Source organism: Rhodococcus sp. B50, from assembly GCF_013602415.1.
Lineage (GTDB): Bacteria > Actinomycetota > Actinomycetes > Mycobacteriales > Mycobacteriaceae > Rhodococcus.
On record NZ_WPAG02000002.1, the window covers coordinates 3001802 to 3028553 of the forward strand.

The window sequence follows — 26752 nt, forward strand, 5'->3', positions numbered from 1 at the left end:
GGATCACGCCGCGACGATGCTCGCGGAACGCCGCTGCCAGCTGTAGACGGTCGGTTCCGCACCGTGGTGCAGCGCGACGTCCACGGCGTCGAGGATCGCCTGCCGGGGTCCGGACTCGGCGAGCCGAGGAGCCGCGATCGCCAACCGGAGCAACTCGCCCCGCCGTGCCACCCGCGACGCGCCGATCACCATCGCCCGGCACCACCACGGCTCCGACTTCGCACCGTCACCGATGCCGTACACCCGCGACTTCGTCACGGTGCCCGCCGCGAGATCGCGGATCCCGGCGATGTCCGCCATCATCCGGAAACCGACCTGCGGAAGTGCGGCCACCGCTCCGGACGAGGCGAGCCATCGCGGAGGTGCGAACAGCCGCGTGCGGAGGCCCGTCTCCTCGAGCACGCGGTCGGCCGCGAGCAGGCGCAGTCGCGCCTCGTGCTCGGGCAGTGTGGCGAACTCGGCGCGACGACGCTTCGTCGCCGCCTGGTCGTATCCGTGCAACACGATCGCGTCGCCGGCCTCGCGTCGTTCGAGCAGCCATTCCTGCGTCGCCGGATCCCGCACGAGACGGTAATGGTCCTTCAGGCGGGGAGCGACGAGCAGCGACAACGGCACACCGCGCGCATCCATCTCTCGCGCGAAGCCGTCCACGACGTCGCGCGTGACATCCCGGATACCCGATACCGACACGATCATCCGTCCGTTCATGACTGCAAGCGTCCGGCATGCGGATGAACAGGAACCTGCCGAGTGGGCGAAGTCCCGGTGAAACCTTACGAGGACCGGTCCCGATCGGCACACTGGGACACACCCCCGCACCCTGCCCCTGACGAGGAGCGCCATGCCTGCCGACCCGCGTGTCGACTGGGACCCTCGCTCGCCGGCCGTTCAGGACGATCAGATCGCCGCCTACGACGACATGCGCCGCAGGTGCCCCGTCGCCCACAGTCGGTACGGCAACTGGACCGTGTTCCGTCACGCGGACGTCGTGCGCATCCTCGATAACCCTGCGACCTTCAGCAATCGGGTCTCTCGGCATCTGTCGGTCCCGAACGGCATGGATCCGCCCGAACACACGCCGTACCGGGCGGTCAACGACCGATACTTCACGCCCGAGCGGATGCGCGCCTTCGAACCACACTGCCGCGATGTGGCACGCGGACTGGTCGAGGAGCTCGGCGCCGGGGAGATCGAGATCATGTCCGCTCTCGCCGAGCCGTTCGCGAACCGGATCCAGTGCCGTTTCATGGGCTGGCCCGAGACGTTGCACGAACCGTTACGCAGGTGGGCACGCAAGAACCGGGAGGCCTCCCTCGCGCTCGACCGGGAGGCGATGGCTGCGGTCGCCATCGAGTTCGACACCTACATCCGCGAACAGCTCGCCGAGCGCCGCGTGGCCCCCACGCACGACGTCACGTCCGAACTGCTCGCCGAGCAGGTCGACGGAAGGACGTTGTCCGACGAAGAACTCGTCTCCCTGATCCGCAATTGGACGGTCGGTGAGCTGAGCACCATAGCCGCGTGCGTCGGAATCATCGTCTTCTTCCTGGCATCACGTCCCGGCGTCCAGAGTCATCTGAGAGCCGAACCGGACCGGATCCGCGCTGCCTGCGACGAAATCCTGCGTATCCATGCGCCGCTGATCGCCAACCGCCGCCGAACGACCTGCGACGTCGTTATCGCCGACCGCGAGATTCCCGCGGACGAACGCATCATGGTGTTGTGGGCGTCGGCCAACCGCGACGAGAGGGTGTTCGGCGATCCCGACGAATTCAGGCTCGACCGAGACCCCGGTGTCAACCTGCTCTACGGTCGCGGCATCCACGCGTGTCCCGGCGCGCCGCTCGCCCGACTCGAACTCACCGTGCTTGTCGAGGAACTGCTCGCCGCGATGACGTCCGTCACCGCGCCGACTGCTGTCCGGCCGGCCTACGCCGCGTATCCGGCCGGTGGATTCACGAAGGTTCCGGTATCGCTCCTACGTCGATGAGCCGCACCGATATCCCGCTCATCGGGATTGTGTCGACGGCCACACCGAGGCGGGCATAGCGTCCGGGCGTGGCAGTCCCGAACCAGACCTATGCGCACCTTCTCTCCCCCGGCACCATCGGGCCGATCACCCTGGACAACCGCGTGGTGATGCCCGCCATGGACATGAACCTCTGCGAAGACGGGGAGATCGAGCAGGGTGACATCGACCATTTCGTCGCCCGAGCGGCCGGAGGCACCGGTCTGATCGTCACCGGATGCTGCGCGGTCGCCTATCCGGCGGGATGCGCCAGCACGAAGGAACCCGGCCTGTCCGAGGACCGGTTCATCCCCGGCCTCCGTGCACTGGCAGACGCCGTCCACGAAGCCGGCAGCAAACTGTGCGTGCAGATGGTGCACCACGGCAAGGTCGCGCGCATCGACACCCTGCAGGGCCGGCCGCAACTCGTGCCGAGCATCCCGAAGCCGCCGAGCGACATGAGCGCGATGGCCGATTGCACCCCCGCGGAACTGCAGCGCATGGCGTCGGTCCAGGGTGGTGTGCAGGCCGGCTACAACGAGGCCACCGAGAGCGACATCGAGTGGCTGGTCCGGATGTTCGCCGAGGCCGCTGGTCGGGTCGCCGTCGCCGGAGCGGATGCCGTCGAGATCCACGCCGCCCACAATTACGTGCTCGGCGCCTTCCTCAGCCGCTACACGAACCAGCGCACCGACGAGTACGGCGGGTCGCTGGAGAACCGGGCCCGGCTGACCTGCGAGGTGATCCGCGCGGTCAAGGCCGAGGTGGGCGACCGCCTCGCCGTCATCGTGCGCCTGGCCGGCCAGGAGTACGGCGAGTCGGAGGGGCTGACCGTCGAGGAATCCGCCGCTGCCGCAGTGCTGTTCGAGCAGGCCGGTGCCGACGCCCTGCACGTCACGGGAACCGCGCTCAATGCGTTCGCGAACTTCACCGATGGTCCCCTGCCGGACAAGGTCGGCTTCTATACCGCGGACGCCGAGGTCATCAAGCGCGCGGTGTCGATCCCCGTCATCACCGTCGGCCGCATGCTGCCGGAGGTCGGCGAGCGGATGATCGCCGAGGGCGTCACCGACTTCGTCGCGATGGGCCGTCAGTTGCTGGCCGACCCCGCGCTCGTCGCCAAGCTGAAGCAGGGGCGCACGGAGCAGATCCGCCCGTGCATCAACTGCTACGTGTGCGTGCAGGAGAACTTCTGGGATGCCACGCCGATCTGCGCGGTCAATCCGGCGCTCGGCAACGAGACGCTCGTGCCGTTCGTCCGCAGCGCGGCGCCGAAGCACGTCGTCGTGGTGGGTGCCGGGCCCGGTGGCCTCGAGACGGCGCGCGTCGCCACCGAGCGAGGACACCGCGTCACCGTCCTGGACAAGACCGACCGGCTGGGCGGGACCTTGTGGTTCTCGACCCTCACCACCCCCGACAACGAACGGCTGCTGAAGTGGCTGACGGCCGAGGTCGCCCGCCTCGGCATCGACGTGCGGCTCGGAACCGAGGCCACCGCCGCATCGATCCGTGCCCTGAATCCGGACGTGGTGGTCGTCGCGACGGGCGCGGTGCGGGAGCGTCCCACCGTGCCGGGCGGAGACCTGCCGCACGTGCACACCGGCGACAGCATGCGTGCGCTCATGACGGGCGCGGGCGACGTCTCCGACCAGTCGTCTGTGCTGCGGGTGATGGGCCGGTTGGGCAAGCTCGCGGGTATCACCACGAGCCCGCGGAGGATCCGCGATCTGAGCCGACGGTTCCTGCGTTTCCTGCCGATGGCGAAGGACGTGGTCGTGATCGGCGGGTCGCTCGTCGGCCTCGAACTGGCCGAGTTCATGGCCGAACGCGGCAGCCGGGTGACCCTGCTCGCCGAGGGGCAGCAGCTCGGAGTGCCGATGGCGATGCCGCGCCGCTGGACCGCCGTCAAGCACGCGCGCGAGGTGGGTCTCGAGGTGCACCGCAACACGACCGTCGAGCGCATCACGCGGAAGACGGTGGAGTTCACCGTCGGCGGGGAGACGAAGTCGGTGCGCGCCCGGATGGTCGTCGTCGCGTCCGGGGTGTCGGCGGCGGCACCGCTCGCCGACGAGCTGGCCGGCTCGGGCATCGACGTCCGGGTCGTCGGGGACGCCGGTCGGGTCGACTACATCGAGGGCGCCATCCACAGTGCATGGAAGGTCGCGACCGAGCTGTGAGAGCGGGTGACGGCCGGCTCGTGCACTCGCGAACCGGCCGCCACCCGTCGGGTCAGGCTTCCTGGTTACCCGGTCCCACGAACCTGTCGCGGTGCACCGCCTCTTCGAGCGGGCGACCCTTGCGCCAGCCGAACCGTTCGAGATCGGGCACTTCCTGGAGCCGGGTGACCGGCCCCACGCACAGCCACGCGATGGGACGCGCGGGTGCGCTCACTCCGACGAAGTCGGCGAGGAAATCCTCTTCGTAGAACGACACCCAACCCACGCCGAGGCCCTCGGCGGTCGCGGCGAGCCACAGGTTCTGGATCGCCAGGACGGCCGAGAAGAGGCCGGATTCGTCGATGGTGTGCCGGCCGAGGATGTGCTTGCCGCCGCGCTCGGGGTCGTAGGTGACGACGACCCCGGTGCGGGACTCGACGATGCCTTCGATCTTGATGGGGTCGAAGGTGCTCTTCCGGTCCTCGGGGAGGGAGTCGGCGAACGCCTGCCGGCAACCGGCGACGTGCTCGGCGAACTCCTTCAGGCGCTGTTCGTCCTGGACGACGACGAAGTCCCAGGGCTGGGTGTTGCCGACGCTGGGTGCGTGGTGGGCGGCCCGCAGGATGCGCATCAGCGCATCCTCGTCGAGCCGTTCCCCGCTGAATTCGGCACGGACGTCGCGACGCATGCGGATGATGTCGTACAGCGCATCCCGCGCTTCGATGCTGAACATGGAGATCAGGCCGGCAGGATCTCTTCGAGGGCGTCGAGGATCTCGGGTGCATCCGGTTCCGTGCGGGGACGGAAGCGCGCGGCGACCGTGCCGTCGGGAGCGATGAGGAACTTCTCGAAGTTCCACTGGATGTCGCCGGCCTCCCCGGAAGCGTCCGGGTGCTTGGTGAGCTCGGCGTAGAGCGGATGTCGGTTCTCGCCGTTGACGTCGATCTTCTCGAACAGCGGGAAGGTCACCCCGTAGGTGGTGGAGCAGAACTCCTGGATCTCCTCCGGCGTGCCGGGTTCCTGTCCCATGAACTGGTTGCACGGCACGCCCACGACGAACAGTCCGCGGTCGCGGTACTCCTGAGCGAGCTTCTCGAGCGCCGTGTACTGCGGGGTCAGCCCGCACTTGGACGCGACGTTCACGACGAGAACCGCGTGGCCCTCGTACGCGCCGAGATTCGTGGGTTCACCCGAGAGGGTGTTGATCGGGATGTCCTGGAGAGGCGTGGTCATGCATCCAAACTATCGTGTGCCCGATCACTCCCCCGAACGTCGGCGTGCTACATCTTCTCCCCCAGGAGCTCGACGGCCTGCCCGACCCACCTCCGGAACCGCTCCTCATCGAGTTCCTCGAGCCGGCGGATGTCGTGATAGCGCATCTCCGATGTCGGGCTTCCACTCTGGCATCGCCGCGATGTAGGCCTCGACCGGTTCCCTGCCCATCCCCTTCGGGATCTGCGGATTCCCACCCGACAACAGCTTCGGTCCGGTCTCCTTCTCGGACTCGCTCACGAGGCCGCCCCTCCTTGCCCCGGCACGGGAGCACCCGCCGGGAACCCTTCTGCGATGTAGGACTCGTAGACCGGCCGCCATGCCGTCTCCGGGTCGGTCTTCTGCGACGGCGGTGCGCCCGCCAGTAATGCGTCGAACTCGTCGAGGCAGACCGTCCAGCCCGCGGCGACCATCGCGGCGGTCTCCCGGTCGCCGAGAACGTTGACGAAGACGAACAGGCAGCCCTGCGACGTCGGGTTCAGCGTGAACCACAGTTCGTCGCCCTCCCAGGTGTAGGCGAGACTGCCGCGCGGCTCGCACGCCAGGACGGTGCCCGTCGTGGGCTCGGCGGCGGGATCGTCGGTGAAGGTGATCGTGCCGCCTTCGCGCAGTTCGAGGTCGACGGCGGCGGGGAACCATCGCGCGAGTTCGGCCGGCTCTGTCACCGCGCTCCACAATCGTTCCTGCGGATACGGGTACTCCCGCTCGAAATGGAGGGCGGGACGTCCTCGGACATCGACGAATCGAGCTCGGTTCTTCACAGCGACCCCCGAAGATTTGCGGCTGGAGAGCGATGCGTGCTTCTTCCCGGAACTATGCCGCATCCCTCCGACGTGAGGGGCCCTTCCGCCCGTAGATTCGCTACGACGATGGCTGTCCGCCACGGAAATTTTCCGTAGCGGACAGCCATCGTCGTAGCGGAGGGATCGGGTCAGACGGAGACCTTCTCCAAGCTCGCCGGTTCGCGCTCGGGAGCGGGCACATGGTCGTCGACCATCATGCTCTCGTCGAACGGCAACCGTCCGCTGAGCACCTCGTCGACCCGTTCACGGTCCACCGACTTGGTCCACGTGCCGATGAGCAGGGTCGCGATGGCGTTGCCGGAGAAGTTGGTGACCGCACGCGCCTCGGACATGAACCGGTCGACACCGACGATCAGACCGACGCCGTCGAGCAGGTCGGGGCGGTGGCTCTGCAGACCGCCGGCCAGCGTCGCCAGACCGGCACCGGTGACCCCGGCCGCACCCTTCGAGGCGACGATCATGAACAGCAGGAGCGAGAGCTGCTCGCCCATGTTCAAGGGGCTGCCCATCGCGTCGGACACGAACAGGGCGGCCATCGTCAGGTAGATCGCGGTGCCGTCCAGGTTGAAGGAGTAACCGGTGGGCACGACCACGCCGACCGTGGTGCGCTGGACACCGAGGTGTTCCATCTTGGCGATCAGGCGCGGCAGCGCGGACTCCGACGACGACGTCGCGAAGATGAGCAGGTACTCGCGGGCGAGGTACTTGACGAGCTTGAACACCGAGACACCGGAGACCGCGCGCAGCAGCGATCCGAGAACACCGAAGACGAACACGACACACGTGAGGTAGAAGGCGATCATCAGTACACCGAGCTGCAGGACCGCGCTCAGTCCGGTCTGACCGACGACGTTGGCGATGGCGCCGAACGCACCGATCGGGGCGAGCCACAGGATCATCGTCAGGATGCGGAAGACCAGCTTCTGCAGGTGGCCGATGCCACGCAGGATCGGTTCACCCGACTTGCCGATGCCCTGGAGCGCGAAGCCGACGAGCAGCGCCACGAACAGGGTCTGCAGGACACTGCCCTCGGTCAGTGCGGACAACAGGGAGGTGGGGATGATCGACGCGATGAAGTCGACCGTGCCGCCGGCGGCATGCGCCTTCTCGGCGAGTTCGGCACCCGAACCGGCGTTGGCCGGATCGAGGGTGAGCCCCGAGCCCGGATCGAGCAGGTTGCCCACGCCGAGACCGATCGCGAGTGCCACGGTCGACATGCCCACGAAGTAGATCAGCGCGAGTCCACCGATCCGGCCGACACTCGCCGCTGCCCGGACCGACCCGATCCCGAGGACGATGGTGCAGAAGATCACCGGGCTGATCATCATCTTGATCAGGTCGACGAACATGGTGCCGAGGACACCGAGCGACTTGCCCGTCTCGGGGGCCAGCCATCCGACGGCGATACCGGCGACGACGGCGATGATGACGCCGATGTACAGCCAGTGGGTACGGTCGCGGCGTTTCTCGCCACGCACGGTTGTGGTGCTCATGGAGTGCCCTTCGATCATGCGCGGGCTCTTCGCGCGATGTTCACGGATAACGGGATGCGGTGACGCACCGGCGAGGACTCGGGAATCGACCGTGGTTCGGTCGGGTACTACGGGACCCTGGTAGGGCCGCTCCGCGCCCGGGTGGTGACCGGCATCACGTCCACATGAGGAAATGGTGGTCGTCCGGTCACCACGGGAGAAGTTTGTGTACATAGTGTTCACGGGAGGTGACCGGTGAACCGTCGCGAGGCGAGACCGCCGATGAGCGTGGCGGGCCAGCTGCTCATCCTTCAGTTGGTCGTGTTCACGGTGGTGGCGATCGTGGCGGGTGCGCTCATCGTCGTCGACGAACGCCGCGACGCCGACGACGCCACCCGTCGCAGCGTGACGGATATCGCAGTGACCACTGCGGTCTTCCCGGAGATCGCAGAGGGACTGCTCGCCCCCGACCCGACCGCTGCGCTCCAACCCCGCGCCGAACAGATCCGCGAGGCGACCGGCGTGGACTTCGTCGTGATCGTGGACCCGGACGGATTCCGCGTGACGCATCCGGTCCCGGAACAGAGCGGACTCCCGTACACCGGTCACATCGACGAGGCCCGGTCCGGGCAACCGTTCAGCGAGACGTACACGGGCAGCCTCGGACCGTCGATCCGCACCATCGCGCCGGTCTACGACGACGGCACGCTCGTCGGGTTCGTGTCGGTCGGGGTGACGCGAGAGAGGATCGCGGAGAACTTCGTGCGGAGCCTGCCGGGCATCGTCGGACTGGTGGCGGCCGGGCTCGTGGTCACCGCGGCGGGCGGATATCTGATCGCGCGGCGCCTGCGCCGTCAGACCCTCGGACTCGATCCCGACCAGCTGCGGCGCATGTACGAACACCACGACGCCGTCCTGCACTCGATCGGCGAAGGGCTGCTGGTGTTCGGCGGCGGAGCACCCGAGGCCTCACCACGGGTCGACGTCGTCAACGACGAGGCACGCCGCCTGCTCGGGCTTCCCCCGACCGGGCCGGTCCCCTTCGACAGCCTGCCCGAGACACTGCGCGAACTCGCGACCACCGGCGAGGCACGCGACGAGGTGCACCTGACGCGCGACCGTACCCTCGTCGTCAACAGCGACGCGGTGAACTGGAACGGGCGTCGCATCGGCACCGTCGTCACCCTCCGCGACCACACCGAGTTGCGCAGTGTCCTCGGTGAACTCGACTCGGTCCGCGGATTCGCCGAGTCGCTGCGGGCGCAAGCTCACGAGTCGGCAAACCGTCTGCACACCATCATCACGATGGTCGAACTCGGCCGGACGGAGGACGCGGTCGCATTCGCGACCCGGGAACTGGCGGTGTCCCAACACCTGATCGACAGGTTGACCGGCGCCGTCCACGAACCGGCGCTCTCGGCACTGCTGCTCGGCAAGATCGACGAGGCCGCCGAACGAGGTGTGGAACTGACCGTCACCGACGACACGGAACTGGGCCCCGTTCCGTCGATTCCGGCGCGCGATATCGTCACCCTCGTCGGGAATCTCATCGACAACGCCATCGACGCCTCCCATGCGTCGGACGATCCGTGGGTGGAGGTGACTGTGCGTCAGGATGATTCGTCGATGATCGTCGAGGTCGCCGACAGCGGGCCGGGGATGTCGCCGGAGGTGCTGGCCCGGGCCATGCAGCGCGGTTATTCCACCAAATCCGAGCAGCGCGGTCTCGGACTCGCACTCGTCGCGCAGGTCGTGACGCGTCACGGGGGAACCCTGCGCACCGAACCCTCACTGGGTTCGATGATCGTCGCCGAGATCCCCTTCGGGGACCGGCCGTGATCCGAGTACTGATCGTCGAGGACGAACCGCTCATCGCCGAGGCCCACCGCGAATATGTCGGCAGGGTGGACGGATTCGAGGTGGTGGGCGTCGCGCACACGGGCAGCGACGCCGTGCGGGCAGTCGCGTCGGCGGCGCGGGCGAGAACGCCGGTGGATCTGGTGTTGCTCGACATCGGACTCCCCGACACGAACGGACTCGAGGTCGCCGCGCGCCTGAGCGCCGGTCGCCCGAGCCCCGACATCATTGCCGTCACGTCGAACCGCGATCTGGAGGTCGTGCGAACGGCGGTCGCGCGGGGCGTCGTGTTGTATCTGCTCAAGCCGTTCACCTTCGCGGCACTGCAGGACAAGCTCGAACAGTACGTGGCCTACCGCTCGGCACTGCGCGACGCCGAGACCGCGGCGGGCCAGCACGATATCGATCGCGCGATGTCGGCCCTGCGCACGAGCAGTTCCCGTCCGTCCACTCCCAAAGGCATCTCCCCCGATACGCTGTCGAAGATCACCGATTATCTCCATCACGCCGACGGCCCGCAGACCGCGGCGGAAGTCGGATCGGCCGTGGGGGTCTCGCGCGTGACGGCGTGGCGTTATCTCGAACGGCTCGCCGACGACGGAGCCGCGACCCGCCTCACCGAATACGGCCGCGCCGGTCGCCCCCAGGTCCGATACGAACTGCGCAGGTGAGCGTGCCCCCATCCGCGACGAGTTCGGCCATCCGCTACGACAATTGACGAATTGCCGCGACGAACAGCGAAAACGCGAGCGGATACAGGCCGCTCACGGCAGGTAGTGCTTGCGGACGAGTCTGTGCCAGCGCCGCTGCCGATAGCGGAACAGGGCCCCGGCCACGGCGACCGCGACCGGCGTCAGACGCCCGGCGTCGATGTCGACGACGTCGCTGTACCGGCACCGGCCCTCGCCGAGGGGTTCGACGTGCAGGGTGTGGTTCCACTGCCGCAGCACGCCACCGTGTTCGTGGGTACGGACGGTGCGGGTCGCCGGATCGACCTCGACGACCTCGATCGTGTGGCGGTAGGCCGGGATCACATGGAGTACCCACAACCACCCGCTGCCGCGCTCACCCTCCCGTAGCGGCGTGGCGCGACCGGCCAGCGCCGGCATCCCGAGCAGGCCTCGGACCACGTACAGGAAGGTGACGGGAGAGAGCATCGCCTCCCACACCTGCTCCGCCGAGGTGGGCAGCTCCGTCCCGAGTCGGATCGACCGCACCGTCACCTCCCCCGCTCCACGACGTGGCTTCGGATGCAGGTTACTGCCCTGCAGCCTCCGCGCGGTAGGCACCGGACGTCTCGAGCACCCATGCGAACTCGAATGCGACCTCGCGCCACTTCTCGTATCGGCCCGACACACCGCCGTGCCCCGCGCTCATCTCCGTCTTGAGCAGCAACGGCGCATCGCCGGTCTTCGTGGCGCGCAGTTTGGCGACCCATTTCGCGGGTTCGACGTAGAGCACGCGCGTGTCGTTGATGCTGGTGATCGCGAGGATCGCCGGGTAATCCTTGGCCTCGACGTTCTCGTAGGGGCTGTACGAGCGCATGTACTCGTACACCTCGGGATTCGCGAGCGGGTTGCCCCACTCGTCCCATTCGATCACCGTGAGCGGCAACGAGGGATCGAGGATCGAGGTGAGCGGGTCGACGAACGGGACGTTCGCGAGGATGCCCGCGAACAGTTCGGGCGCGAGGTTGGCGACCGCCCCCATGAGCAGGCCACCCGCGCTACCGCCGTCGGCGACGAGCTTCTCCGGGCTCGTGACACCGGTGTCGATCAGATGCCGCGCGCACGCCACGAAATCGGTGAAGGTGTTCTTCTTCGTGAGCGACTTGCCGTTCTCGTACCAGTGCCGGCCCATCTCGCCGCCGCCGCGCACGTGCGCGACCGCGAACACCATGCCCCGGTCGAGCAGCGACAGCCGTGCGACGGAGAAGGCCGGGTCGATGCTGGCCTCGTACGAGCCGTAGCCGTACAGCAGCGTGGGCGCGTTCTCCGGGGTGCCCGTGCGCGCGACGATCGACAACGGGATCTTCGTGCCGTCCTCTGCGGTCGCCCAGTCGCGGCGCTGCTCGTAGAGCGACGGGTCGAAGTCGCCGAGCACCGGCTGCGACTTGAGCAGCGTGAGCTCGCCCGTGCTCACGGTGTAGTCGTAGACCCGGCTCGGGGTGATGAACGACGTGTAGCCCAGACGCAGGGTGGGCTGGGTCCATTCGGGGTTCGCGCCCGGCCCGACGGCGAAGAGTTCCTCGTCGAATTCGAGTTCGGTGAGCGTGCCGTAGCCCTTGTCGGTCAAGGGCCACACCGCGAGCCGGGTGAGGGCCTCGCGACGGTAACCGAGCACGAGGTGCCCTGCGAAGGCGTCGACGTCCTCGAGTCGCACGTCGTGCCGGTGTCCGATCAGGATGCGCAGCGCGGACGGGTCGTCGACGGGAGCTTCGGCGAGCACGAAGTTCTCGGCCTTCTCCCCCGTCTCGGGGTCGACATCGTTGTGCAGGACGAGGAATCGGTCCTCACCTGCGATCACCGCATGTTCCGCGCCGTACTCCACGCCTTCGCGACGTGGCAGGATCACACGGAATTCGCCTGTGGGGTTGTCGGATTCGAGTACCCACCCCTCGGTGGTGATCTTGGATCCGACCCAGATCATGAGGTACTTCTCGCTGCGGGTCGAGCCGATCGACACCCAGAACCGCTCGTCGGGTTCGTGGAAGACCTTCACGTCCTCGTCGACGGCGGTGCCGAGCTTGTGCCGCCAGACGGTGTCGGGCCGCCACGACTCGTCGACCGTCTGATAGAAGACGTGGCTGTGGTCGAGCGCCCAGGTCGCTCCCGGTGCGGTGCCGGGGATCTCGTCGGTCAGCAGTGTGCCCGTGGCCAGGTTCTTGAACCGCAGCGTGTACCGCTCGTCACCGACGACATCTGTCGAGTACGCGAGCAGCGTGCCGTCGTGGCTGATCGAGAACGCCCCGAGTGAGAAGAACTCGTGCCCTTCGGCCTCGACGTTGGCGTCGAGGAGCACCTGTTCGCCGGGGAGTTCGACTCCCGGGGTCACGTTCGGCGGTGTCCAGTCGTCGGCGTCGGCGATCGGGCAACGGCACTGGATCGCGTACTGCTTGCCTTCGACCGTGCGGGCGTAGTACCACCACTCACCCATCCGGGTGGGGACCGACATGTCGGTCTCCTGGGTGCGCGACCTGATCTCCTCGAAGATCGTTCCACGCAGCGGAGCGAGATGCTCCGTCTGCGCCTCGGTGTAGGAGTTCTCCGCTTCCAGATACGCGACGACCTCGGGGTCGTTCTTGTCGCGCAGCCATTCGTAGTCGTCGACGAAGGTGTGCCCGTGATGGGTGCGTTCGAGCGGCACCTTCTTCGCGACCGGCGGAGTGATCTTCGAGGAGGTCATATGCGGTCAGCCGATCCAATCGTCGAAGGACAGTCCCGAAATGCGTTCGTACGCCTCGATGTAGCGAGCTCGCGTCTTGTCGACGACGTGCTGCGGCAATGGCGGGGGCGGGGTGTCGGAGGCGCGGTCCCAGCCCGATTCGGGACCGGTGAGCCAGTTCCGGACGATCTGTTTGTCGAAGCTGGCCTGCACCTTGCCCTCCTCGTACTCGTTCGCGTCCCAGTAGCGGGACGAATCCGGGGTGAGGACCTCGTCGGCGAGCACCAGATTGCCGGCCTTGTCGAGACCGAACTCGAACTTGGTGTCGGCGAGCAGGATGCCGCGGTCGGACGCGTACATGGCGGCACGGTCGTAGATGTCGAGCGTGTCCTGGCGCAGCTTCATCGCCAGGTTCAGCCCGACCTTCTCGACGACGTCGTCGAAGGAGATGTTCTCGTCGTGGTCGCCGAGCGCGGCCTTGCTGGCCGGGGTGAAGATCGGCTCGGGCAGCCTGCTGGCCTCGACGAGACCCTCGGGCAGGGCGACGCCGCAGACGGAGCCGGTGCCCTGGTAGTCGAGCAGGCCGGAGCCGGTGAGGAAGCCGCGGGCGACGCACTCGACGGGCACCATCTCGAGGCGCTTGACCACGAGTGCGCGGCCGAGGACCTCCTCGGGGATACGCTCGTCGTCGGGTTCTCCCGCGAGGTGGTTGTTGGTGGCGTCGAGCAGCTTGAAGAAGAACACGCTCATCGCAGTGAGGACCCGCCCCTTGTCGGGGATCGGGGTCTCGAGCACGTGATCGTAGGCCGAGATCCGGTCACTGGCGACGAGGAGCAGGTGCTCGTCGTCGATCACGTACAGATCGCGCACCTTGCCGCCGGCGAGGTGTTGGTAGGACTCGAGTGAAGGACGCACGCTGACACCCTAGTGCTCATCGAGTGGCTGCACCGCACCCCGTGGCGGATATCCCACTCGCTCGCAGCCGGGTGGAACAGCGACGCACGAGTGGGAACAGGAGTGGCATGGCCGCATCGTCGCGAGTGGATGTCGGGTTCAGGTCCGAGCGGGGCCCGATCCTCGTCGCCTTGATGCTCGCCACCGCCCTGGTGGCGCTCGAGAGCACGATCCTGGCCACCGCGATCCCCACGATCGTCGCGGACCTCGGTGGCTTCACCCAGTTCCCGTGGTTGTTCTCCGCCTATCTGCTTACGCAGGCGGTGCTCGTCCCGGTGTACGGCAAGCTTTCCGACGTCTTCGGCCGCACCCCCATCCTGTTGTTCGGGATCGGGGTGTTCGCGGTGGGATCGGTGCTGTGTGCGCTGTCGTGGAGCATGCCGGCGCTGATCGCGTTCCGCGCGGTGCAGGGTCTGGGCGCCGGTGCCGTGCTGCCGATGGCGCAGACCATCGCCGGGGACATCTACACCGTCGCCGAGCGCGCCAAGGCGCAGGGCTATCTCGCCAGTGTGTGGGGCATGTCGGCGGTGGTAGGCCCGGCTGTGGGCGGTGTCTTCGCCGACTTCCTGTCGTGGCGGTGGATCTTCTGGATCAACGTGCCGTTGTGTGCCCTCGCGGCGTGGGTGCTCGTCCGTAACTTCCGCGAGGACACGCCGTCGGGACCGCGACCGCGCGTGGACTGGGCCGGCGCGGCGACACTCGCGGCGGGCGCCGCCCTGTTGATCCTCGGTCTGCTCGAGGGCGGGCAGTCGTGGGCGTGGACGTCGGCAACCGGTATCGGCATCTTCGCCGCCGGTGCAGCCCTGATCGCGGTGTTCGTGTGGATCGAGTCCCGCGCCGCCGAGCCGATCCTGCCGATCCGGGTGTTCACGCGACGTGTGCTCGTCACCACCAGCGCGGTCTCGTGCCTGGTGGGTGCGGTCGTATTGGGCCTGACCTCGTACGTGCCGTCGTTCGTGCAGGGTTCGCTGGGCACCACGGCGCTCGTTGCCGGATTCACGCTGGCGACGATGACGATCGGCTGGCCGATCGCGGCGGCGCAGTCGGGCCGGCTCTATCTGCGGATCGGTTTCCGCAACACCGGTCTGGTGGGTGCGGTGCCGCTGCTGTGCGGCGCGGTGCTGTTGACGCAGGTCGGGGTGGATTCGTCCCCCTGGCAGGTCGCGGTCTGCTGCGTGCTCGTGGGACTGGGGATGGGGTTGATCGCCAGTCCCGCGCTGATCGCGGCGCAGTCGAGCGTCGACTGGTCCGAGCGAGGCGTCGTCACGGGCGCGAACGCCTTCGCGCGTGCGATCGGCAGTGCGGTAGGGGTCGCGGTGTTCGGTGCGCTCGCCAACGCAGCCCTGGGTAGCGCAGCGGCGGACGGGACCACCATCGGGGCTCCCGATGCGGCGCAGTTGGCGGCGTCCGTAGCGCCGGTGTTCGTCGCCGTTCTGGTGTGCGCGGGGTTGCTCGTGTCGTGCGTGTGCCTGATCCCGAACCGTCCGGCAGCGGCCGGGTAGGCGACACGCCGCGTGCCTATACCGTTACCTACACGCTGTTTCGTATTCGCTCGAGATCGGGCACCATCTCTGCGGTGAGAACGACAAGCGGCGGCAAGGACACCATCGACGACGTGACGTACTTCCCCGTCGGGGCTGCGGAACATGCTCTGCAGCGACTGGCATACGCCACGGCGATGCAGGACACGACGGACTACGAGTCGCTGCGCTCGGCCATGGACGCGGAGTACTTCTGGCGCGGTGTCGCCGAGACCTTCCGGATCGCGGACGAGGCGTTCCGGATCGTGTCGTCCGCGACGCGCGACCGGCAGGACATCTCCGCGCACGTCATGGCGCGCGCTGCCGACTGGGTGGGCACCATCGAGCTCGCCACCGAGGGATCCCGGTTGTACGGGGCGCTCATCGCCTACACCCAGGGTGTCGGCGAAGGGTATTCGGCAGTGGAAGCGTGGGCGCGCGACGGACGAGCGTGACGCGAGGCGGGGCCGGGTTGTTCACCCGGCCCCGCTTCCTCTCGTCCTGTAGAGCCGTCTGTCAGGCGACAGCCTCGAGATCGCCCGCGTCCCGGAAACGCCGGAGCGTCGGGGTCGCGACGAACATCAGCGCGATGATGACCACACCGGCGACGCCGTAGACGATCAGGGCCATGGAGATCGGCACCAGAGAGGCCACGACGCCGGCCGCGACGGCTCCCACGGAGGTACCGGCCGTCACCTGTGCACCCCACACCGCCGCGATCCGTCCGCGGTACTCGTCGGAGGTGTTGCGCTGGACGGTGGCGTACCGCACGACGTCCGCGAGCGAGTCGCCGAATCCGTGTGCGGCGAGACCGAGCAGCACCACGGCGAGGATGCCGGTCGCGCCGGCACCCACCAGACCCGCGGCGGAGACCGCCATGAGCAGGTAGACCACCAGCCCGTACCGGCGGATCGACCCGGTCCAGCCGCTGGTCAGCGACCCCACGACGGCCCCGACGGCAGGCGCCGTGTAGAGCAGGCCCACCACCGACGGTCCGACGCCGAGCACTTCGTCGGCGAATTCCGGGATGAGCACGGCCCAGCCGGACAGCAGCATCGCCAGGAATCCGACGATCAGCACCTGCCCGACCACCCGGTTGTGTGCGGCGTACCGGAAGCCCGACACCACCGACTTCAGCGGTGATTCCTCCGCGACGTGCGTCGGGGGCAGCGACGGCAGCCGGGTGATACAGAAGGTGGTGATCGCCGTGGTGAACGCGGCCAGCGCGTACGCCACGCCCACGCCACCGGCGGCGATGACGACACCGCCGAGCGCCGGTCCGATCATGGATCCGAGGTCGGCCGTGAGCGCCATGAGCGCACCGGCCGCGGCGAGCTTGTCGCGCGGGATCAGGCTGGGGGTGACCGCCATGAGCGCGGTCGACGAGATCCCGCCCGCGATGCCGTCGACGACCGCGAGCACGTAGATCGCCCACATCTGCGGTACCGGAAGGATCGCATTGACCGCCAGCAGCGCGAAGGCGACACCCGCGGTGCCGCGTGCGATCGCGATGACGTTCCGCCGGTCGTACCGGTCGGCGAGCACCCCGCCGGCGAAGGTGGCCGCGAAGGTGGTGATACCGATCACCGCGGAGACCGCGGCGACCTGCGCCGTCGAGCCGGTGAGCTGGTACACCTGCACAGGCACTGCCACGATGAGGAAACCGAGACCGAACAGCGAGACGACGCGTGCGGTGAACAGGTACCGGAACTCGCGGCTGGTGCGCAGCGGGTCGATGTCGATGAAGAGCTTCTCGAAGACGGCCACGATCACCCGCTCATCCGCGGCTGAGCAGCGCGATCCACTGCTCCAGGTCGGGGGCCGAGGCGAGGTCCACGAAATCGACCTCGACTCCGGCGCTGCGCCACTGCTCCACGAGGGCCATCAACCTGACCGAGTCGAGTCCCTGGTCGACGAGGCTCGCCGACGGATCGAGTTCGTCGACGTCGATGTCCAGGATCCGGGCGGTGTCGGCGAGGACGGTAGTGCGGTCGAGCACGGTGTTCTCCTTCTTTCGATGTGTGCAAGATGCTTGTCCTATCGGACGGTGCCGGAGGCGCCCTGCAGTGTGGTGGCGGTGAGCTCTCTCGCGGCGACGACGACCTGCACCGTGTCCCGCCAGATCCGCGCGATCTCGGCGAGCGTGTCCGCGTCGACCACGTCCGCAGCGGCGGCGAACTCGCATTCCAGAACCGCGCCGTCCGGGGTGTCCTCGGTGATCGCGTCCACCTGCAGGACGTGGTCGAGGGGCATGTCCGGATCCACCGAGCCGCCGATCGCGGCGGCTCCCGGTGCGCCCGACCACGGGCTGCCGGACGCCTCGCCGAGTGTGAGCCGTCCGAGGTAGTTGAAGACGACGGCCGGCGGCACGTACCGGGCGAAGCGGTCGCCGAAGTCCGGGTTCAGTCGCCGCAGCATCCCGAAGCCGATGCCGTTGTCGGGTCGCTCCCGCGACGCGCGGGCCACCGCACGCAGCGCCGCGACCGCCGCCTCGGTGTCCCGGGACGCGGAGGCCACGTCGACCTCCGTCAGATCCACCGTCACCGGATACATCGACGTGAACCAGCCGACGGTGCGAGACAGGTCGGCACCCGGGACCACCTGTTCCTCCCGGCCGTGTCCTTCGAGGTCGATGCGGACGAGGTCGCCGCCCCGGACCGACGCCACCGCGACGGCGAGGGCCGAGAGCAGGATGTCGTCGACGACGTCCGCGGCCAGCACCCGTTCGGTGACGTCGACGGGCAACTGCACCCGGGTGGAGCGGGTCGAGAAGACGGTGTCGCGTGCCGGATCGAGGGGGCGCGAACCGAGCATCGGTTCGTCGGCGTCGACCGCCTGCTGCCAGGCCGACCGCGACGCGGTGACCCGTTCCGATCCGGCGGCCTTCGCGAGTTCGGCGGCCCATACCCGGAAGGGCGTGCCGCTCGACGGCAGGGTCACCGTCTCCCCACGCTCGGCCTGTTCGACGGCGTCGGCGAGGTCGGGGACGAGGATGCGCCACGACACGCCGTCCACCACGAGGTGGTTCACGACGATCAGGACGCGTCCGGCCTGCTGCGGCCCGACATCGAACCACACGACCTGCACCATGCGCCCGTTGGCGGGATCGAGTGCGGCGTACGCGTTCTCGCGATGTTCGTCGAACAGTTCGTCCCAGTTCCGTCCGGTGGCGTCCACTCGCCGCACTGATCCGGTGAGGTCCGGGACGCTCTCGGGGACGGCCCACGACGGCCGTCCCTCGTCGTCGACGCGGAAGACCGAACGCAGCATCGGGTGGGCGGCCACGAGCGCCTCGACCGCGGTCCGCAGGGTGCCGAGCGTGAGCCCGACCGGCGCGACGAGCAGTCGTGCCTGCGAGAACCGGGACAAACCCGTCCACTGTTCGAGGGTGTCCCACACGATCGGCGTGACGGTCACCTCCCCCGTCGCCTCGCCGACGGCCGCCGGGCGGGTGTCTCCCGTGTCGCTGTCCACCGCGGCCGCGAGCGCTTCCACGGTGCGCAGTTCGATCACCTGGCGGGTGGTGATCCACAGCCCGGCGGCCCGGACCTTCGACACGAGCTGGATCGAGACGATCGAATCGCCGCCGAGCGAGAAGAAGTCGTCGTCGATCCCCACCCGGTCGAGCCCGAGCACGTCCGCGACGAGATCGGCGAGGACCCGCTCGGTGTCGGTGCGTGGAGCACGCGCCCCCACCAGCGACGAGAAGTCCGGTTCGGGCAGGGCCTTGCGGTCGACCTTGCCGTTGGCGGTGACCGGGAAGGTGTCGAGCACGAGTATCACGGCGGGCACCATGTAGTCGGGCAGGCGCTCGGCGACCGAGGCACGGACCACCGCCGGATCGACGTCGCCGTCGGGGGTCACGTAGCCGACGAGGCGTGTCACGCCGCGGCTGTCGGTGTGCGCGTTCACCACCGCGTCCCGCACGCCGCGCACCGCGGTCAGTGCGGCCTCCACCTCGCCGAGCTCGACCCGGAAACCCCGGATCTTGACCTGGTCGTCGCCCCGGCCGAGGAATTCGAGCACGGGCCGGCCGTCACTGCCGCGCACCCGCCGGACGAGGTCGCCGGTGCGGTACATGCGGGAGCCGTCGTCTGCGAAGGGGTTCGGCAGGAACCGGACCGTCGTCAGGTCGGGCCGGCCGAGATATCCGCGGGCGACCCCCGCACCGGAGACGTACAGTTCGCCGACCACACCCATCGGGACAGGGCGGAGCATCGCGTCGAGGACATACGCGCCGGCGCCGTGCACAGCCCGGCCGAGGCACGGGGTGTCGGCGTCGGTGACCGCTCCGATGAGCGAGTCCACCGTGCATTCGGTGGGTCCGTAGAGGTTGAAGGCCCGCCCGTCCGTCAGCTCCCGCAGGCGCTGCCACGACCCCGGATTGACGGCCTCACCGCCGAATCCGACGGATGCCGGGCGGTGTCCGCTCTCGTACAGTCCGGCCGCGAGCATGCGGTCGAGGAAGGACGGGGTGACCTCGAGGAAGTCGAGTTCGTGCTCGAGCGTGTACGCGACCATCCGTTCGGGATCACGCATGGTGTCCTCGTCGAAGACGTGCACGGTGTGGCCGTCGAGCAGCCACAGGGTGGGCTGCCAGGACGCGTCGAAACCGAACGACCACGCGTGTCCGACGCCCACGGAGTCGCGTCCGGCAGCCCCGACGGTGGGGACGTAGAGATCCGCGCGGTGGCTCTCGAACAGATTGAGCAGATTCGCGTGCGTGACCGCGACACCCTTCGGCAGCCCCGTCGAACCGGAGGTGTAGATGACGTACACGCCGTTGTCGGGATGCAGCGCACCGCGCCGGTCGGCGTCCGTCAGCGGAGCGGTGGACAACCCGTCGAGCTGTCGCTGCAGGGCGGGATCGTCGAGCACCACGATCCGCGTGTCCCCCGCGATCGGTGCTATGCCGTCGACAACCGAGGCGACCGTGACGATCACCTGAGGTCGCGAGTCGGACACCATGTGCGCCAGCCGATCCTGCGGATACGACGGGTCCATCGGCACGTACACCCCACCCGACGAGATCGCCGCCGCGATCGCAACGACCATGTGCTCGGATCTGGGTAGCGCCAGTCCGACGACCGTCTCCGGTCCGACCCCGGTGTCGACGAGGAGTCGGGCGAGTCGCGCGGATCGCCGTCCGAGTTCCGCGAACGTCAGCGTCGTCCCTCCCGCGACCACCGCCGGCGCGTGCGGGGTACGCGCGATCTGCCGCGCCAGGAGGTCGGCGACGGTCGCTGCCCCGCTGGACGGCGCCGCGGGAGTCGTCGACCATTCGCTGCGCAGACCCGCCCGCTCGGCGCTCGTGAGCACGTCGAGTTGTGCCACCGTTCCGGGATTCTCGGCGGTGAGCCGGTCGAGGATGTGCACGAGCCGCTCCCCCAGCGCGGCCGCATCGTGCTCGGCGAACAGATCGGTCCGGTACTCGAGACCCAGGTGCAGTTCGTCCTCCAGCCCCGCGACCAGCACCAGCGGGAAGTTCGTGGCATCCGAACCCCCGACCCCTCCGACCCGCACGCCGCCGTCCCGCTGCGCCGCGTCGAGGGCGTCGCGGTCGACGGGATAGTTCTCGAAGACGAGGAGGGTGTCGAACAGTTCGCCGACCCCGACGGCGCGCTGGATGTCGGCGAGACCCACGTACTGGTGGTCCATCACGCGGTTCTGTGCGCCGTGGGTCCGCGTGACGAGATCGGTGATCGACTCCCCCGCCTCCGCGCGGACGCGCACCGGGACGGTATTGATGAACAGGCCGATCATCGATTCCACACCCGGCACGTCGGGGACGCGACCCGAGACGATCGCACCGAAGACGACATCGATTCTGCCGGTGAGCGATCCGATGAGAAGGCCCCAGGCGGTCTGGACGAGACCGTTGACGGTGACACCGTGCCTGCGGCTCGCCTCGACGAGGCGCCGCGACAGCCCGTCGGGCACCGCGACCGTCAGTTCGGCCGGAAATTCCGGTCGCAGTGCCGTACCGGACGGCGCGACCAGCGTGGGTTCGTCCACTCCGTCGAGCAGTTCGCGCCACACCTCGACGCCGGCCGCGACGTCCTGTGCGCCGAGCCACGCGAGATAGTCCGAGAACGGGGCCACCGGTGGGAGTCCGGCGGTGGATCCGCCGGCCGCGTAGAGCTGCAGGAGTTCCTGCACGAGCAGCGGTGTGGACCAGCCGTCGGAGACGAGATGATGCATCGTGAACAACAGTCGCGCCCGCGAGGGTCCCGCGAGCACCAGGGTGAATCGCACCAGGGGTGCGGCCGACAGGTCGAACCTGCGCGTGCGATCCGCGGCGAGGAGTTCCGCCACCCGCCTGTCGAGCCGGTCCGGATCGACGGTCCCGAGATCGACGACGGCCCACTGCGGTTCGGCCCTCCGGCGGACGACGCCGATCGGTTCGCCTGCCGCACCGGGGCGGTATCCGGTGCGCAGCACGGCGTGCCGGTCGACGAGCGCGCGCACCGCACGGTGCATCGTCTCCGCGTCGACGCGGCCGTCGAGAGCCAAGTCGGTCTGCATCGTGTACACGTCGACGCCCTCGGCGGCCTCCACGTCGCTGCCCGAGCCCGACGGTTCGTCGAGTCCGGCCAGGAAGTACATGCCGCGCTGCAGGGGCGTCAGCGGGACGACGTCCTCGATACCGCCGGGGTTCTCACCGTGCAGCGTGAGGACCTCGTCGACGGACAGACCGGGCGCCGTGAGCATCGACGGCACCGGGGCGCCGATAGCCCCGCTCGCCGCCGTGTCCGTGAGGAGGTGCAGCGCCGCGAGCCAACGCTGCCCGATCCGGTGGGCGCGATCGGCATCGAGCGCACCGGTGGCGTAGGTGAACACCGCCGACAGGGTGGGCCCGTCCGGCCCGTCCTCCGTGATCGCGTTGACGTCGAGAACGTGGTCGAGAGGCATGAACGGATCGACGGAACCGCCGAGGGCAGCCACCTCGGGTGCGGCCGACCACGCGGAGTCGGTGGTCTCGCCGAGGGTCATCCGGCCGAGATAGTTGAACATCACCTCCGGAGCACGGTAACCGTCGAATCGATCGCGGTCGTCTCCGAGGAAGCGCAGCAGGCCGAAGCCGATCCCGTTGTCGGGGATGCGCTTGCACGATTCGGTCGCGTGGGCGACGGCCCGGAGCGGATCCCCGGCGTCGAGCGCACGGTCTCCCCCCAATTCGACCGTCACGGGATACAGAGAGGTGAACCATCCGACGGTGCGCGACAGGTCCGCGTCCGGCACGATCTGTTCCTCGCGGCCATGGCCCTCGAGATGCACGCGCAGGGCGGATCCGCCGCAGACGTCGGTGACGGCGAGGGCCAGGGCCGCGAGCAGCACGTCGCCGGTGCCGATACCGAAGGCGGCCGGCACGGTGGTGAGGACGCGTTCGGTGACGTCGACCGGCACGTGGACCTCGACCGACGCCGAGGTCGACACGGTGTCGTGCTGCGGGTCCAGGGCACGGGTTCCCACAGCGGGGGTGTCGTCGACCGCGACGGCGGATTCCCAGGCCGGCCACGATCCGGTGATCCGTTCGGATACGGCCGCCTCGACGAGCGATTCCGCCCACTCCCGGAAGGACGTACCGGTGCTCTCCGGGGCGGGAGTCTCTCCGCGGACGGCCGCTTCGACGGCACCGGCGAGGTCGGGCACCAGGATCCGCCAGGACACCCCGTCGACGACGAGGTGGTGCGCGACGACGACGATCCGGCCCGCCTGCTGCGGTCCCGGATCGAGGAAGGCCACGCGCAGCATGATCCCGGCCTCGGGGTCGAGCGCGTCGACGGCCTCGGACAACGCCTCATCGATGAGGTCGTTCCACCGAGCCTGGTCCGACGCTGCGATATCCACCCGGCGAACAAGAGTCTCCGCGTGCGGGATGTCCTCGGGCACGATCCACGACGGACCCGAGTCGCCGACGGTGAACCGCGAGCGCAGCATCGGGTGGGCCGCGAGCAGTGCTCGCACGCCGGTGACCAGATCGTTCTCCCGCAGGCCGGCGGGGGCGACGAGCACCCGCGACTGGGTGAAGCGGCGGAGCGAGGCGAACGATCCGGACGCCAGGGATTCGTGGACGATCGGGGTGACGGGCACCGGGCCGGTCGCCGTCGTGCGAGGTCGCCGGGGTTCGGCGGCGGGTGCCTCGCACGCCGCGGCGAGCCCGGCCGCGGTGCGCAGTTCGAAGACCTGACGGGCCGTCACTCGCACCCCCGCGGCGCGCAGCCGCGACACCAGTTGGATGGACACGATCGAATCGCCACCGAGGGTGAAGAAGTCGTCGTGGACACCGACGCGGTCGAGGCCGAGAACGTCGGCGATGGTGGCGCACAGCGTCCGTTCGGTCTCGGTGCGCGGTTCTCCGGCACCGGCCAGTGCCGAGAAATCCGGTTCGGGCAACGTCTTCCGGTCGACCTTGCCGTTGGCCGTGAGCGGGAGGACAGGAAGTGCAACGACGACGGCGGGCACCATGTAGTCGGGCAATCGTTCGGCGAGCGCGGCCCGTATCGCGGCGGTGTCGGGTTCGTCGCCGACGATATAGCCGACGAGCCGAGTCGTTCCCCGGTCGTCGGTGTGCGCGACCACCACGGCGTTCCGCACGGACGGATGCGCGGTGAGTGCGGTTTCGATCTCGCCGAGTTCCACGCGGAAACCGCGGATCTTGACCTGGTCGTCGTCGCGGCCGACGTAGTCGAGTGCGCCCGTGCCGGTCCAGCGCACGACGTCGCCGGTGCGGTACATGCGGGCCCCGGCGGGCCCGTAGGGATCGGCGACGAAACGTCCCGCGGTCAGGTCGTGCCGACCGAGATAGCCCCGGGTGACGCCGTTTCCGGAGACGTACAGTTCACCGGCGACACCGGCGGGAACGGGTCGCAGCCAGTGGTCCAGTACGCGCACGCTCGTGCCGGGGGTGGGGCCACCGATCGTCACGGTGTCCCCGGTGATGCGCGCGGAGGTCGCGTCGACGGTGCACTCGGTGGGTCCGTAGCAGTTCGTCGCCACCACTTCGCCGGCGGCGAGTCGCCGCCACAGCGCTGTGCTCACCGCTTCGCCGCCCACGGTGACGGTCGCGGGGACGTGCCCGCCGGGTTCGAGGAGTCCGGCGTCGAGCAACCGGTTCATGAGGACGGGAACGGTGTCGACGTAGTCGATGCCGTGGGTACGCACGTAGTCGACGATGTGCTCGACGTCGGCGCGGTACTCGTCGGGAAGTACGTGCAGCACATGGCCTTCGAAGAGCCAGGTGAGGGCGGCGACCGCCGAGTCGAAGGCGAACGGGTAGGTGAGCAGGACGTGCCACTGCCCGTCACGTGGTGTGCGACCTGCGCACTGCATCGGACCGACGCGTTGCGCGGCGTGCAGGTCGGCGAGATTGGCGTGGGTGACGGCCACGCCCTTCGGAAGCCCCGTGGATCCGGAGGTGTAGACGACGTAGGCCAGATGGCCGGGGAGGAGTGGAGCGAGCCGGTCCGCATCGGTGAGTGGGGCGGCCGGCAACGCCGAGAGTGCGGACTCGACGTCCGGGTCGTCGAGCCTCAGCACATCGACGCCGTCGAGCACGTCTCCGAGACTCGCATGCACCGCCTCGGTGGTGATCACCAGTCGCGGTGCGGAGTCGGTGATCATGTGCCGCAGGCGGTCTGCGGGATAGGACGGATCGAGCGGCAGATAGGCGCCTCCAGCGGTGAGGACGGCGACGATCGCGTCGACCACGGCGCCGGTCCGGGGCAGAGCGAGGCCCACCCGGTCGTCGGGTCGCACACCGCGGTCGACGAGGAGCCTCGCCAGTCGCGCGGAGACGGCGCCGAGTTCACCGAACGACGATCGCTGCCCGTCGCACACCACCGCGGGGAGGTCGGCGTCGACGGTGAATCGCTGCGCGAGCAGGTCGGCGACGGTGCCGGTCGACGGTGCCGCAGGTGCGGTGGCCCAGGCTCCCAGTACCCGTCCCCGTTCCGCGGACGGCAGAACGTCGAGGTCGGCGACGCGGCCGTCGGGCCCGGCGCACAGCGCCTCGAGGATCGCGACGAGGCGGGCACCCAGCACGGCCGCCTCGTCCGAGTCGATCAGCGACGGGCGGTGATCGAGCTTGACGACGAGCCGGTCCGACATACCGGCCGTGAGGACCAGCGGATAGTTGGTGGCGTCGCGTCCGTCGACGCCGGTGATCGTCACTCCTCCGGCGCGCTGCGCCCGTTCGAGGGCGTCGCGGTCGACGGGATAGCTCTCGAACACGGTGAGGGTGTCGAACAGCTCGCCGATCCCGACGGCGCGCTGCACGTCGGACAGACCGAGATACTGGTGGTCGACGGTGCGCGACTGCTCGAGTTGCACGCGGCGCAGCAACTCGGCGACGGTCGCGGCGGGATCGAGCCGCACCCGTACCGGCACGGTGTTGATGAACAGCCCGACCATCGATTCCACGCCGGCGAGTTCCGGCGGGCGGCCCGAGACCGTCGCACCGAAGACGATGTCGTCGCGGCCGAGCAGACCGGACAGGAGCATCGCCCACGCGGTCTGCAGCACCGTGTTGAGGGTGACCCCGGTGGTGCGGGTGAGCTCCGACAGTGTCGCGCCGAGTTCCTCCGGGACCGCCACGTCGAGCTCGTCGCAGCGTTCGGACGAGCGGGTCGCGCCCGGCGGGGCCACGAGCGACGGTTCGCCGACGCCGTCGAGCGCCTCGCGCCACAGCGATCGGGCGGCCTCGTGGTCCTGCTGCCCGAGCCACGCGAGGTAGTCGCGGTAGGGACGCACGGACGGCAGCCCCGATGCCGATCCCCCGGCGGCGTAGATCTCGAGGAGCTCGCGCACCAGGATCGGGGACGACCACCCGTCGACGACGATGTGGTGAGCTGTGAGCAGCAGCCGTACCTCGTCGGGACCGAACCGCACGAAGGTCCAGCGCACGAGCGGCGGTTGCGTCAGATCGAACCACTCGTGCAGGTCGTCCTCGACGATCCGCTCGAGCCGGCGTTCGGCCGCGGCGCGTTCGAGGCCGGACAGATCCTCCGCGCGCCAGAGGTTTTCCACTCCCGACACGACGAGTCCCGCCGTGCGGCCGTCCTTGCGCGGGCGGAAGCAGGTACGCAGGGCCGAGTGGCGGTCGAGCAGTGCCTGGGCGGAGGCGGCCATCCGCGCCTCGTCGACCGTACCCGACAGACGAACCACCGATTGCACCGTGTAGGCGTCGGGGTCGGACGCATCCGTGTCGTCGGATGTCGAGTCGGACGGTGCCGCAACGGTGCTCAGATAGAGCAACCCTTGCTGCAGCGGCGAGAGCGGGACGATGTCTTCGAGCGCGGTGGAACGGGTCATCTGTCGCTTTCGG

General features: G+C 68.9%; 17 protein-coding genes. 6 read left to right on the forward strand and 11 right to left on the reverse strand.

Features of this window, described 5'->3' with window-relative positions; all coding sequences use genetic code 11:
* Positions 1-3: 3 nt before the first annotated feature.
* Entirely contained in the window at positions 4-708 is a 705-nt protein-coding gene (locus GON09_RS14220) for a DUF2334 domain-containing protein (protein ID WP_213932342.1), read from the reverse strand.
* 133 nt (positions 709-841) lie between these two features.
* Between GON09_RS14220 and GON09_RS14225 the strand changes: the two genes are divergently transcribed.
* Together GON09_RS14225 and GON09_RS14230 are read left to right on the forward strand one after the other, a co-directional pair.
* Positions 842-1990 carry a cytochrome P450 gene (locus tag GON09_RS14225; RefSeq protein ID WP_213932343.1) on the forward strand — a complete coding sequence of 383 codons (1149 nt, stop codon included), beginning with the start codon at positions 842-844 and terminating at the stop codon, positions 1988-1990.
* A 68-nt stretch (positions 1991-2058) separates the two neighbouring features.
* Positions 2059-4185: an oxidoreductase gene (locus GON09_RS14230; protein ID WP_213932344.1), complete on the forward strand. Its 2127-nt coding sequence runs from the start codon at positions 2059-2061 to the stop codon at positions 4183-4185.
* Between the two features lie 52 nt (positions 4186-4237).
* Here the strand turns inward: GON09_RS14230 and bluB are convergent, their stop codons facing one another.
* The 4 genes from bluB to GON09_RS14255 form a co-directional block, all read right to left on the reverse strand.
* Positions 4238-4897, reverse strand: coding sequence for a 5,6-dimethylbenzimidazole synthase (gene bluB / locus GON09_RS14235; RefSeq protein WP_213932345.1), 660 nt, complete (start codon positions 4895-4897; stop codon positions 4238-4240).
* 5 nt (positions 4898-4902) lie between these two features.
* Positions 4903-5397 carry a glutathione peroxidase gene (locus GON09_RS14240; protein ID WP_213932346.1) on the reverse strand — a complete coding sequence of 165 codons (495 nt, stop codon included), beginning with the start codon at positions 5395-5397 and terminating at the stop codon, positions 4903-4905.
* Positions 5398-5672: 275 nt separating this feature from the next.
* Positions 5673-6260: an SRPBCC family protein gene (locus GON09_RS14250; protein WP_244865511.1), complete on the reverse strand. Its 588-nt coding sequence runs from the start codon at positions 6258-6260 to the stop codon at positions 5673-5675.
* Between the two features lie 107 nt (positions 6261-6367).
* Positions 6368-7732 (reverse strand): cation:dicarboxylate symporter family transporter, encoded by a 1365-nt coding sequence (locus GON09_RS14255; RefSeq protein ID WP_213932348.1) that lies wholly within the window; start codon positions 7730-7732, stop codon positions 6368-6370.
* Between the two features lie 261 nt (positions 7733-7993).
* On the opposite strand from GON09_RS14255, the gene GON09_RS14260 reads away from it, so the two are divergent.
* Positions 7994-9550, forward strand: a complete 1557-nt coding sequence (locus tag GON09_RS14260) for a sensor histidine kinase (RefSeq protein WP_213932349.1) — start codon at positions 7994-7996, stop codon at positions 9548-9550.
* On the forward strand, positions 9547-10239 hold the full coding sequence (locus GON09_RS14265; protein ID WP_213932350.1) for a response regulator: 693 nt from the start codon (positions 9547-9549) through the stop codon (positions 10237-10239). Before GON09_RS14260 ends, GON09_RS14265 begins: the two co-directional genes overlap by 4 nt.
* A gap of 93 nt (positions 10240-10332) precedes the next feature.
* Here the strand turns inward: GON09_RS14265 and GON09_RS14270 are convergent, their stop codons facing one another.
* From GON09_RS14270 to GON09_RS14280, 3 genes are all read right to left on the reverse strand, one after another.
* Entirely contained in the window at positions 10333-10725 is a 393-nt protein-coding gene (locus tag GON09_RS14270) for a hypothetical protein (RefSeq protein ID WP_244866402.1), read from the reverse strand.
* A 100-nt stretch (positions 10726-10825) separates the two neighbouring features.
* Positions 10826-12973 (reverse strand): S9 family peptidase, encoded by a 2148-nt coding sequence (locus GON09_RS14275; RefSeq protein WP_213932351.1) that lies wholly within the window; start codon positions 12971-12973, stop codon positions 10826-10828.
* A gap of 6 nt (positions 12974-12979) precedes the next feature.
* Positions 12980-13867: a phosphoribosylaminoimidazolesuccinocarboxamide synthase gene (locus GON09_RS14280; protein WP_213932352.1), complete on the reverse strand. Its 888-nt coding sequence runs from the start codon at positions 13865-13867 to the stop codon at positions 12980-12982.
* A 107-nt stretch (positions 13868-13974) separates the two neighbouring features.
* Between GON09_RS14280 and GON09_RS14285 the strand changes: the two genes are divergently transcribed.
* Together GON09_RS14285 and GON09_RS14290 are read left to right on the forward strand one after the other, a co-directional pair.
* Positions 13975-15408, forward strand: a complete 1434-nt coding sequence (locus tag GON09_RS14285; protein WP_213932353.1) for an MDR family MFS transporter — start codon at positions 13975-13977, stop codon at positions 15406-15408.
* Positions 15409-15482: 74 nt separating this feature from the next.
* Positions 15483-15881: a hypothetical protein gene (locus GON09_RS14290; protein ID WP_213932354.1), complete on the forward strand. Its 399-nt coding sequence runs from the start codon at positions 15483-15485 to the stop codon at positions 15879-15881.
* 61 nt (positions 15882-15942) lie between these two features.
* Here GON09_RS14290 and entS read toward each other — a convergent pair whose 3' ends face one another.
* From entS to GON09_RS14305, 3 genes are read right to left on the reverse strand one after another with little or no spacing between them, the layout of a single operon-like run.
* Positions 15943-17193 (reverse strand): enterobactin transporter EntS, encoded by a 1251-nt coding sequence (gene entS / locus GON09_RS14295; protein WP_213934448.1) that lies wholly within the window; start codon positions 17191-17193, stop codon positions 15943-15945.
* A 10-nt stretch (positions 17194-17203) separates the two neighbouring features.
* Positions 17204-17425: a phosphopantetheine-binding protein gene (locus GON09_RS14300; protein WP_213932355.1), complete on the reverse strand. Its 222-nt coding sequence runs from the start codon at positions 17423-17425 to the stop codon at positions 17204-17206.
* Between the two features lie 38 nt (positions 17426-17463).
* A complete protein-coding gene (locus GON09_RS14305) occupies positions 17464-26739 on the reverse strand; it encodes a non-ribosomal peptide synthetase (RefSeq protein WP_213932356.1) in 9276 nt (3091 codons plus the stop codon).
* Positions 26740-26752: the final 13 nt, after the last annotated feature.